This is a genomic window from Anatilimnocola aggregata (genome assembly GCF_007747655.1).
GTDB lineage: Bacteria > Planctomycetota > Planctomycetia > Pirellulales > Pirellulaceae > Anatilimnocola > Anatilimnocola aggregata.
Genome location: NZ_CP036274.1, coordinates 215,057 through 227,376, shown reverse-complemented (window position 1 = coordinate 227,376; position 12,320 = coordinate 215,057). Strand labels below are relative to the sequence as shown.

The following is a 12,320-nucleotide window of genomic DNA, read 5'->3' as shown; positions in this document are numbered from 1 at the left end:
GAGTTCTCCGGCGACGAAACTTGGAAGTGAGGACTTGCACCCTAGGGTTTAATGAACACCGGCTTGGTGCAGTGATTCAGCAGGAATGGATGACTGGCGGTTACTCGTTCGGTTCGACCCGCTGCCTCGAGGGCTTTGTTCCAGTCCGCAAAGTACTGCTGCATTTCGCCATCGCAGAATTTGAAGCAGTCTTCGAGTCGTTGAGCGCCCGTGGGTCGATTCAAAAAATCCACCAGGCAGTAGGTCAACACACTCATGTCTTTCGTGGGACGTTCCAGTGCGAGTTCGTTAGCGTGGGCAGCGCACAACACCGCATGATCGCTTTGCCCCAGGTTTTTGAGTCGACCAGCTTCGCCTTGCAGGAAGTCGAATTTAGTTTCCTCGGGCAAACCTTTGAAGTTGGTCTCGTCTTGGGCAAACCCGCCGCTATGACAGGAATCGCTAATGAAAATCACTTGTCGCCCGTCGAGCCGCTGAACCCAACGAGCCATTTGGTCGTCGGTGACTCCGGTTGCTGCGATCAGCTTCACTTCCGGTTCTGGTCCCAAGTTCTGAACTTCGGTACGGAGTTGTTCGAATTCCCGAGCGTCTTCCGCCGAAAGCTTGTTCGCTTTGTGCAGTTCGGCCATGGCGATGAATTCCCTTGGGCCCAGCATGTCGTGCGGCACCAGGTACTCGTCTTTGCCATCGCTTTCGTCGCCGCTGGTATCGGGCATTTGTCCGGTGTGTCCCGAAAAATAGATGACGACGGTATCGCCCGGCTTCGAGACCGATGGCAGCCACTGCGTGATGGCCGTTTGCATATTCGCCTTGGTGGCCTGGTCGTTCGTGTAGAGCTTGATTCCATCCAGCCGGCCAGCAGTCCGCATGGTCTCGGCCAGCTCTTGGGCATCGCGATGGGCTGCGAATAAATCGTTCGAGGCATCTTTTCCTTTGGCGGCAACGACATACTTGTTGTAGCGATGTTGCGAGACGCCGAAGAAGACGCCGTAGCGCCGCGCCACGGCAGCTTCGGGGGGCTGGGTGTTGGCGTAGGTGTGAATCTCGACATCGGTCTCGCCCCAGCGAATGGGCTTATCCGCGCCCAGTTCGAGTTCCACACCTTTCAAGGCCTGCTTGCTGACCGGGTTGAAGCGGCCTTTCAGCAGCTCGGGTTGCGAAAGGACATCGACAGGTTCTTTGGTTGCCAGGACTTTGATGATCTCTTTGCCAAACGGCTTGCCAACAACCCAACGGAAAAGGTCGGTCTCGGCAGGCACTCGCACGGCTTGCCGGGCTTTAACGCGGTTATCGGTTTGGATCTGGTTGGGAAAGACCTGAAACACCTGGCCGTCAGCCTGTTGGTAGAGCACGTAGAGATAAGCGTCTTCCTCCGAGGTTACATTCACGGTCAGCGAGTCTCCTTCGCGATACTCGCGATTCGCTCGATTGACCTGAGCGCCGACCAAGAAAGACGGCCTGTCATTGAAGATCTGATCGTTGATCCCGGTGGGCTTGGGAGGCACCGGATCGGCGGCCAACAGCTGCAGTGAAGCGGCCATTACCGCGGCCAGTAACACCAAGGAGCAACGGCAAATAGATAGACGGCTCATGGGCAAGTTCCAGCAAAATGTCGAACCAGCACTCAGCCGGTTGAACGCCGGGCGTGAGCGAATTAGTTCCTAGTCTATGATCCGTACCAGCCAGAAACGAGCTTGTGACAGTCGCGTCAGAAAATAAATGTGAGCGTTCTATAAATGGTCAGCCACCATGATTTTTGAGTGTCACACCTGGCAAACTCGTCTGTATATTGACCAACTGCGAAGGCGAAAGCAGTTGCAATCAGACTATTCGGGCTGTTTGCCAAAACTCGTCGCCCCTTGCACTGAGATATACAGGAGTTCGTTCGATGCACGCCCCCGCTTTTGTGCATGCCAGTTTCGGTATCCTCGCGCTGGCGTTATTGGCTTTGCCATGCCAACTGCCCTCGTTAGTAGCCCAGGACTTGGCCTTTGGTGATGGCGACGAAACCGCCGGCCAGCAATGGGCGATTTTAATTGGCGTTGAGAACTATCAAAAAGCGACGCCGCTGACCTATACAATGAACGACGTCGATCAGCTGGCCGCCACGTTGCGAGATCGTGGTGGCGTGCCGAGTGAACGGGTGATTAAATTTGTCGAGACTGCACCCGATTCGCGCTTTCAACCACTCAAAGCCAGCTTGATCGAACAACTCCCACGTTACCTGCGCAAGCCGAAGGCCAAGGATCGGCTAATTGTCTATTTCAGTGGTCACGGCTTTCGTTCGCAGGACGGCAACTTGTTTCTCGCGCCGATCGATTGCGATCCAACGAATCCCGCTGCCACGGGCATCTCGGTCTCTTGGCTGAAAGATCAAATTGCCGCGTGTCCGGCCCAATTCAAATTGCTAGTGCTCGACTCGTGTCATGCAGGGACCGAAAAAGGTGAGGAGCTGATTAAAGGAGCCAGCGCCAAGGACTTGGGAGAGCCGTTCCGCGATCTGGAAGGCGTTGTGACTTTGGCCAGTTCGACCGGTGATGAGAAAAGTCAAATCTGGGTCGAGAAGCGGCAGTCACTTTTTACCTACTGGCTCAATCAAGGCCTCGCCGGCCATGCAGATGAAAATGGTGATGCCGAAGTCGACATCGACGAGCTGAACAAGTACGTCCACAAGAATGTGACACACACGGCTAAGAGTCAGCTGCACCGGCCCCAAACGCCAGTTCGCATCATTCGCGGCGGCAGCGGAACCCCGGTAGTGCTCGAACTTGTGCCGACCAAGCTCAAGTATTTGATCAACGACATGGCGCAGCAAATGGCCTGGTCGATGCAGGAGCGGGGACTCAAGAAGGTCGGAGTATTGCAATTCACTACCGACACTCCGCTGGGTGAAGCTCTGGGCGGCGGGTTCGGCTCGCTCGGGCGCTGGTGCACCGCTGAACTCGAAAAAACGCTCCTGCAGTCGGGCACTTGCGAAGTAATCGACAGTACGCGACTGATCGCCGCTCTGAAGAAGCAGAAGTTCACCGTCGATCAGTTGGGTTCGCCCGAAGCGCTCCAGCAGCTTTCCAAAGAACTAGGCGGAATGCCCGCGATTGTCATGGGCACTCTGCGACATCGCCAGAACAAGACCATCACCCTGCAGTGCAAACTGCAAAACATTGAGACCGAATCGCTCGTGGGCGCAGCGGGGGGATCGGCCCTGCTCAACGAAAACGAGTGGGCAATGCTCGGCCACAGCGTGGCAATCAAGCCGGAAGATCGGCCGCCACCGGTACCCGGCAACTCCGATAACTCCGGCGAGCTAATTCAGAAGCTTGACGAAAAGGCGACTGCCCCCCATCCCATGCGCGATCCGAAGTTCCCCTATCGAGTTGCGATCATGGTGAACGGTAAAGAACGGGTCGGCGAATTTCGAGGCAACGAGTATGTCATCCCGCTGCGGAACGGCGAGGTCTACGAGATCTGGGTCCGAATCCTGAACAACGAAAGTTGCTGCGTGAAGGTACTGGTCGATGGCCTGAACACCCTGCCGCAAAAGTTGCGCGCTGAGAAAGGTATTAGCACCGTCGAAGTCGCGCCGATCGCAAAACTAGATGAAGCCCGCGAGTGGATGATGGATGTTACCCAGAATCCACAACGGGTCTGGGCAATCCGGGGGTTTGTGACAGAAACCGGAGCTGCTGGCAAGTTACGCCGCTTTGTCGTCACCGATCCCGCTCAGTCGCTGGCCGCTCAAAAGAACTTTACCGAGAGCATGGGAATGATCACTGCTGCCTTCTACACGCCAACCGCGGTACGCGGCGGAACCACCGTACAACCCTGGGAAACTCCCGAAGTTCTCACCGAACGGCGCGACACTAGGGCGGGAGACCTGATCAGCGTTGTTCACATTCGCTACCTGGACGCGGACAAATTCCATGCGGGCAAGTAGGCCCGAGTACACCCATCCGCCCCACGTTCGGTCGTATATGGTTGCTCATCACGAAACCGCTTTGCTCCTAACGTGCCCGCAAGGTCACCGCTGGCAACAGCAGGCGGATAGCTCGACCGACAATACGCGCACCTCGTTGCCAGCCCCCAGCTGTCCAACTTGCGGGGCAGCCTGTTCGTCTGGTCCTGGTGAGGCCGTTTCGATCTCCATATCCGGCACTCCCGCGGCGCCACCGGAAGTTCCGGGTTACGAACTGCTCGATGAACTCGGTCGGGGCGGTATGGCGGTGGTTTACAAGGCCAAACAGCTGAAGCCTCAACGAGTGGTTGCGCTGAAGATTCTGCATCATCCCCACAATGGCGATACGGCTTGGATCTCGCGCTTTCGCAGCGAGGCAGAGGCGGTGGCCCAACTCGAACATCCGCACATCGTGCGAATGTACGAAGTGGGTGAAGTCGGTAGGTTAAGCTACCTAGCACTGGAATTTGTCGACGGGGGCAATCTCGCCATGCGTTTGCAGGGGCAACCGCAGCCGGCACGATCGAGTGCGGAGCTGGTCGCCACAATCGCGCGAGCAATTCACTTTGCCCATCAACGAGGCATCGTCCACCGCGACCTGAAACCAGCCAACATCTTGCTGCAGGTAGCCGATGGATTTCGCGCGGAGGATGGCACGATCCAACTTGCGGACGTGCAACCTCGCATCACCGATTTCGGGCTGGCCAAGCGTCTGGACGACGACGGCCAACAAACGCGAACGGGGGATATTCTCGGTACACCAACCTACATGGCACCAGAGCAAGCAACGGGAGTTACTCGCAATATCGGTCCCGCCGCCGATATCCACGCGCTGGGTGTCATCCTCTACGAAATGCTTACCGGGCGGCAGCCGTTTCGCGGGGCCGATGTCATGGAGACGATGCGACTGGTTGCCAGCAGCGATCCAGTCCCATTGCGCCGCCTCGACGCTCGCATTCCGCGCGATCTGGAAACGATCTGCCTCAAGTGTTTGGAGAAATCTCCCCGCCAGCGCTATCTGTCGGCCGCAACGCTCGCTGACGAACTTCAGCGATACCTGAATGGCGAGACCATTCACACGCGCCCTGCTGGGCCCATCGAGCAAACCTATAAATGGACGCGGCGACATCCAGCAGCAGCGCTCGCACTGGCAATTGCACTGCTCTTACCATTGCTCACCGTTGCTGGCCTCATCGGCCATAACTGGCGAATCTCGCAAGAGCTTGCCAAGACGGCGCAGCAACGCGATCGGGCCGAAGCCAATTTGCAGGAGACACAGGCGGCAGTCGACAACTTGCTTACTGACTTAACCGCGGGCCGCTTAGCCTCCCTGCCGCGTTCGTCTCCTGTCCGTCGCCAATTACTGGAATGGGCAATGAACTTGTGTCAGGAGTTGCGAGTGCAGAACCCTGATAATCCCAGTCTTGAACTTCAGTCCGCGCGAGCCGAACGCCAGGCGGCTGATATCCAGCGATTGCTTGGTCGACTGGCCGAAGCGGACCAAGGTTACCAGCGAGCCATTCGTGAACTAGATCGCTTCGTGGTTGCCCAACCAGAAGATGCGCTGGGACTGCGCGAACTGGCAGCCGCTCATAACAATTCTGGATTGCTGCGCGAACAACAAGGTCGCACTGCCGCAGCAGAACAAGACTATCGCCACGCGCTCGATCTTGGGGAGCGCGCCGCGAAGCAGTTTCCGCAACGAACCGAGTTTCAACAACTCCAGGCAGCGACCTTGTCGAATCGTGGCCTGCTGCTCGCCCAGCTAGGTCAATCGCAGCAAGCCCAGCAAGACCTGCGGCAAGCGGTCGAGCTGCAACGTGCTCTGCTCCCCCAGCGGCCAACTGATGCACAACTCCGTCAGGCCTTGGCCGTGAGCACAAGCAACCTCGCAAGTCTAGAACTCGGTGAGGGACGACTTGAGTTGGCGCTGCAGCTGCTTCACGATTCTCGAGCGGAGCTAACCAAACTTCGCGAACTTGATCCCGAGAACGCTGAGACCTTGGCCACGCTCGCGGCGGTCGAAAACAACCTGGCGACCGCATCCTCCGCTCGCAACGAGAGCCTGCTTGCAACCGAGGCTTACAATCGCGCGATCGCAATTTTTCAAGTGCTCGTCCGCGATTATCCCACGGTACCAGCCTATCGCGAGCAACTCGCCACCACGCAGTTGAATCTCGCACTCTGCGTCGGCAATTCCAACGAGACGGAAGCGCAGTCGCTGCTGGAACAAGCGACGGCTGCGTTTCGAAACCTGGCCAGTGAACAACCCGAGACGCCGCACTTTCGTCACGGCACAACCAAGGCCTTGCTGCAGTTGGCTTCCCATCAGTCCGAGCACGGCGAGCAGACCGCGGCCGAGCTGACCTTGAAGCAAGCTCTGCAACTTCAGCTTGCGCTCACTCAGCTGTTTCCGGAACGGCCAGATGTCTTTAGCCAACTTGGTTTGATTGAACATGCTGCCGGAAAGCTCTTGGCCGCACGCGGCGCGGACGCCGATGCTCGCAAGTATTTCGAGCAGGCGGTTAAGTCCCAGCAGCGGGCACTCGCGCCCAATGCCGAGGCCTTGGCCTATCGACTGCGCTTGCGCGACCACTTGCAGTCTCTGTCCAGACTCCTCATCGAGCAGGGCGAGCCGACGGCAGCCGCGCTCGCCATTGAGCAAATGGCTACGCTATTTCCGCAGCAGGCCGACAGCGAGTTACTAGCCGCCCAACTTTTCGCACAATGCCTCCCCCTCGCAGCTGTGATCAAAGGACAGGCGAAAATCGACGGCCAAACGGCCGAGGACTTCTGCCGCCAGCGCTGCTTGCAGCTCCTCGGCCAGGCGCTGGACCACGGCCAACATTCGCCGCAAACCATCGCGAAACTTCCCGACTTCAAACCGCTGCGTAATGACCCACAATTCCAAAAGCTACTCGGTGCCGAGGCAGCAAAGACCCAGAGCAAATAGAGCTTGACGCTGGCAACTACTCTTCGTCAGCCCGCAGTTGTCCCTGCGTCTGCCAATCGGCTGGCAGAAAGTCACGTACATACTCCATCAACCCCAAGCTCATTAGTTCTTCTTCGACGGCAGCTGGCGTTGGCAGCGCGAGTCCGCGGGCCGTTTCCTCAACGAGCAACTGCGCAAACCTCAGTCGCGCGCGGCGCAGTTGCTGGCGAGTTGCCGCCGCGTTCACCGGCCGACCCAGCTGGCAAGAAAGCTTTCCGGAAAGTTGCTCGGAATCATCGTCCGGATGGTCTGCCCGCAAGCGCAACACGGTATAGGCCATGCTCGTGGAGTTCCGTCGTTGATAATCTTCGAGTCCCCGCCAGGCGGAGTCGAGCAAGACGCTCGTCCACTGTTGTTCCCACAGTTCGTTCTGCGTGGCCTCTTCGGCAGCCAATTGCTGCTCGTCGAGATCGACACCGGCCCGTCGATTTTCGCGGGACCAATAATTGCGAACCATATTCCGAATGGCATGCCGCAGCAGATCTCGAAAACGTCCTCGCTCGGCATCGGCCTTGGCGAAATCGCCGCGCATCAGGCGCACCATCGCATCCTGGGCCACATCGTCGGCCGCAGTCGAATCCTTAATCAGCAGGCCCACAAACCGGCGAACCGCACGGCTATAGCGCAGCAAGAGCGCTTGCCGCGCTGCCTGGCTACCGGCCACAGCATCTTCGTGTGCCAGTCGCAGCAGACTCCACTGGGTGGCAATTTGAGCGAGCGACTCTGTTTGCTCCATTTCACCTTTGGCAGCATTCTTGCCGTCCATCGTCAAGCTCCGACTTTTGCTTCAGCGATTACGACCTAAACGTTCAGCGGTTGCCAATCGCTGGTTGCCAGCTTCCAAATGGCGTCGCCTTGTGATGAGGTTTATCAACACCCCCCTTTTGCGAGCATCGCAATCAAGCCGTTTCGCACCAACGAATTGCGCCCAATTTGCAAACTCCAAAATCATCCTGTTTGTTGATAAACCCTGCTGGTGAACCCGCCTGATAAGCCTCTGCGACTTACCTCGCCGCTGCTTCGCATTCTCCAAAATGCCAAGGACTCAGTGCCGCGCCAGTTCTCAGCACAACGAGGCGAACTGCTCCCGCAGCGCAGCGCCTTCCACCCGGCTGCCAAAACAGTCGCTTATGTTATGACGACTTAATGAAACACTGTCAAGCAACTGTCGCGTATTTTTCGCTGCTATTCTGCTCCGGGCAATCCCGGCGAATCGTCAAGCTGAAATACGCTCCCCCCAGGTACCGACCATGTGGCGGCCAATTGCACTCGATCATTCACTGGCAACTATTTGGCTGGAAGCGGCCCGCTCGTGGAGGACGCTTCCGGAGGAAGTGCTGCGAGCTTGAGAGTCCACAGTTTGTCGGCGTCCCCTTGGAAGGTGAGTCCCGCATACACGTGCGAATAGCCCGTGCAGTAACCACGAAAGCCAACTTGGTTCCAGCCCTGCTTCAAGGTCAATGTCTGTTCATGGGTGCGAAGACGCAGCGGTCCTCCTGGAAAAGCTGCATCTTTGTACGCAGTGTCTTTAATGGGAACCAATTCGTTGTTGAGTGACCACCGCAAGTAAGTTTGCGGATGGGTTTGAAACTGAAATTTGAGTTCCGTAGCCTCGGGCACATGCACCCACGTTGAACCAAACCAAACGGCTGCAGCTTGACCGACAGCAAGTCGCGTATCGAGGTCGGCAACCTTGGCTGGCTTCCAAGTGACGACGCGCGGATCGTTCCACCAGCCCTTGATGATCTCGCCCGTGTAACGAGCGGTGAGGTCAACCCGTCCATCTTCAGGCGGATACTTGGCCGCCTCCAGCAGTTCACGCACGGCAACCTTTTTGTCTTTCGTCGAGTTGGGCATCTTGCCGTTGGGATCCCAGTTGAATTGTTCCGCTCCGGGACCGCCAAATGGGCCGCAGACAAGCCAATTGCGAACGATCACGCCCTCGCCAAGTCCCGTGAATTCGATCGGTGCCCAAGAACCGGGATAAAGCCGAGCTTCGGTCGGTTCGTCGTAGGTTTCGCGACTGGCAGAGCCATCGCTATCAGCCCACCAGAACTTGTTATGCCCACCCAAGGTCGCTTCGAAGTTCGCGAGCGTGCGCAAGCCGCCGGCAAAGGGTTCTTTCATTTGCGGAAACGCCGCGCGGGGCAAAGCAGAGACGACGACAAATCCCTTGCCGTCCTCATCCAATCGCTGAAATAGCTTCGCGCCCTCAATCGGCCCAACGTGCGCAAACGAGGCACTGCCGACGGGAGTGCGATAGACTTGCGGCGATGCACCGGCTTTCTCCCAATGCGGATACATACCGACTGCGACCGGCTCAACCTTGTCACCTTTTTGGAAGACACCAAACACGACGCGCACATCGCCTGGCCGCCCTTCGGGTTTACTGGCAGGCTTGGCATTCACATCGCTCTGCACATAAAAGCTGAGCGTGTCGGCACCTTGGTCGTGCGTAAAGATTCGTTCGAGTGGCGGTAGGGGTTTCGCTTCGAATTTGGCTGCCAGCCGCGTGTGCCAGCGGAGATAAAGATGTTCGGGATCGTACAGGCAGCGGACTTCGACCGCCTGCTCCTTCGTTGCGCTGAACTTCACCGGCTCACACGATTCCCAACCGCTGAGCGAGCCATCCAGCACGGCCCCGCCGATAGCTGGCGAGAAGCGGGCAAACTTCGCCGAGCCAGCGCCGCCACGGAGCGTGAGCGCGATCTCGGGTGGCGAAGCAATTTGCGCTGCGGAAATGTTCACCGTGCGCTGAACGGTCGTCAGCGGACGAACGGGATTCTCGCGCAGTGACCAGCCTTCGACTTCGAACAGAACAGGCGTGTACTTGCCCATGCCGAGATAGATCTTGCCGTTGGTTTGGTTGGGATAAATCGAGCCGGCGAAGAACTCACCGGGCTGCGGGTACATGCCCATTGGCTGCTTGGAGACGCGACCATCGGGAAACAATGTGTCGACGTATAACCCATCTTCCGTGTAGAGCAGAATCCCACAGCGCGACTGATCGACCACACTCAGCAGGCCGTTCACAGCCTTGTGAACGCGCATCGCGCCATAGACTTCCTCAGGCTTGGCAACACCCTTGAGAGTTGTGCGACCGGTACGCCACATCAATCGGAAGCCACCTGCTCCATCGGGCACGTAGCGGGAAATCTTGTGCTGGGGGCCTTCGTTCGCGCTGAAGCTTTTGCCGCCACGAGCTTGCACGTAGTAGCCTTCACTCAGCGAGCCATCGGCCTGACACCAATCGCTGGAGAATTTTTCGTCGAGCTCGTTGCCACCATGAACAGCATCCGCTGTCTTATTCGCTCGGGCAGTGAAGATCGGATCGGTGAGCAGCTTGGTCCACTCTTTGAAAATGGGGTTGCCGTGAGCATCGAAGCCGCTCGGTGCGAGGCGCCAGACATCGGGAGTTCCCATCGAGACCGCTAAAAAAGCAAAGTCCGCGCTCCAGTTCTGCCCGTGATAAGTGAACGTGCCCACCGGAGGCTGAGTGGCCGTCAACTCCTCGTCGTCGACGCGGCCGTTATCGTTCGCATCGTGCCAGAGGAAGTGATCCATGGTGCGAGTCTTGGCGTCCTTTTCGATTCGTAGAATGGCCGCCGATAGCTTCCAACCGGCTTTGTCCAAGCGGTAAACGGTGAACGCGTTCTGACGCGAACCAGCAGTTCCCACCAGATAGACTCGGCCCTGCGCATGAATGACGCGGGGCTTACGCAGATCGCGAGCGCGCGGATCATCACGCAGGGGCCACACGGCATCGACGGTCCATTTCCCTGATTCGTAGTCGACGAGAAATCGCGTCAGCCAGCCTTGATGCCCCGGCACATAAGCGTGCTCGGAGCGCTGGGGATCGATGGCCCAGCCGTTGTTGGCCTTGGTTTGCAGCGACTGAAATTCGCGAAGCAGTTTGCCATCGGCACTCCACTCGCTCACCCGGTTTGGTCCCGCATTCTCCACAACGAGGAGACGATCCTTGCCATCGGCATCGACCCAAGTGGCAAGCTTGCCGGGAGCCATGAAGGTGTGGGGATCGTACGTTCCAGGCTGCTGCGCCGCGAGTCGTCCGAACTTGAGCAGCACCTTACCGGCGGCATCAAGTTGAAAGACGTGATTGGCCTGCTCGTCACTCAGATAGATTCGCCCCCGGCTATCGACTTCCATATCGGCCGGAGTGATCTCGCTTGGCACCAGGCAAACTTGTTTCCACTCGCCACTCGCGGTGCCGGCCTCCACGCGAACCGCACTCACCCCCCAGCCCATTCCTTGCTTGTGCAGCGCATAGAGCACGCCGTTCTTCACGGTCAGACTTTGCGGAGCCGTTGATGGCAACTCGCCCAGGATCTTGCCGTTCTCGCCGTCGTGGAGCGTGATCTTGTTGACCGGTTCGTTGGGATCTTCTTGATAACTGACATGCCGAGCGTCTTGCCGGGGCACCATCTTTCCCCGCTGAGCGACCGCCAGATAGGGTTTGCCGGCGTGGGTCCACGCAGCCAGCGAGGTGACTTTGCCGGCGGGCAAGTAGCAGTTCGTCCGATGTGCTCCATAGCTGCTGCCGAACGGCTTTTGGTCGGCGCGATACACATACTTCGGGCCACCTTCATCGGAGTAACTCCAAACGGTTTCCCCATCGGTTGCCGTGGCGTTGCCACCTCCTGCACCGCCGGAAATAAAGGCCCGCAGAAACTGGTTGTAGCCAACGGGCCGATGCAGATCGAACATCGGGTTGTTCTTGCCGTTCTCCAGATATCGATAGTAAAAAACGGCAACGCCATTCGGACCGACCGCCACATCCCCCATCGGCGAATCGACCGGATCCCCGTTGAACGGCATCGGAGTCTGCCAATCCTTGGCCGGCGGCATCCACGAGGAAGCTCCGCCGACGAACTTCGGTGTCATCGAGTGCCACTCACCATCAACGTGCCACTCCGCAGCCGGCATGTAGATCCCCTTCACGCCATACTCGCCAGGCGGCACGGGCATGTAGTTATCGTCGAGGCCGTTCCAGGTTTCAGTGAATTTGCCACCGTTGTCAGCAGTCACCGTTCGAACCACGCCAGCAGCAAACTGACTGATGATCCAACCTGGATTCTTGGCTTCCACAATCGCCAGCGTCACGCGCCAAGTCTTCGGCAGCGGACCATCTGCGGGGAGTTGATAACTGACCGGCACCCCGCGTTGTGTTTGCGGCTCCGGTTCATCTGCGCGAACCCCGCTGGCAACTACCAATACGAACAAGATCGAAGCGTGGCAAAAAAGTTTGAGCATGTGGATGGCAAATCGAGTAGGAATTGAAGTACTAACGACTTATTCATTGAAGGATTCACCAGTATACCCGCGAACAATCTACTAAGGACGAACGGACTTTAGATC

5 protein-coding genes are annotated in these 12,320 nt (G+C 57.9%); 2 read left to right on the top strand and 3 right to left on the bottom strand.

Annotation, left to right across the window (positions count from 1 at the left end):
* Positions 1-41: 41 nt before the first annotated feature.
* A complete protein-coding gene (locus tag ETAA8_RS00765) occupies positions 42-1,592 on the bottom strand; it encodes a DUF4384 domain-containing protein (RefSeq protein WP_145083450.1) in 1,551 nt (516 codons plus the stop codon).
* Positions 1,593-1,888: 296 nt separating this feature from the next.
* On the opposite strand from ETAA8_RS00765, the gene ETAA8_RS00760 reads away from it, so the two are divergent.
* Complete coding sequence (locus ETAA8_RS00760; protein WP_145083447.1) at positions 1,889-3,934, top strand: caspase family protein; 2,046 nt, start codon at positions 1,889-1,891, stop codon at positions 3,932-3,934.
* Positions 3,935-3,971: 37 nt separating this feature from the next.
* Complete coding sequence (locus ETAA8_RS00755) at positions 3,972-6,905, top strand: serine/threonine-protein kinase (protein ID WP_202921479.1); 2,934 nt, start codon at positions 3,972-3,974, stop codon at positions 6,903-6,905.
* A gap of 16 nt (positions 6,906-6,921) precedes the next feature.
* Here ETAA8_RS00755 and ETAA8_RS00750 read toward each other — a convergent pair whose 3' ends face one another.
* Positions 6,922-7,710 carry an RNA polymerase sigma factor gene (locus tag ETAA8_RS00750; RefSeq protein ID WP_145083441.1) on the bottom strand — a complete coding sequence of 263 codons (789 nt, stop codon included), beginning with the start codon at positions 7,708-7,710 and terminating at the stop codon, positions 6,922-6,924.
* Between the two features lie 521 nt (positions 7,711-8,231).
* On the bottom strand, positions 8,232-12,215 hold the full coding sequence (locus ETAA8_RS00745) for a hypothetical protein (RefSeq protein ID WP_145083438.1): 3,984 nt from the start codon (positions 12,213-12,215) through the stop codon (positions 8,232-8,234).
* Between the last annotated feature and the right edge of the window lie 105 nt (positions 12,216-12,320).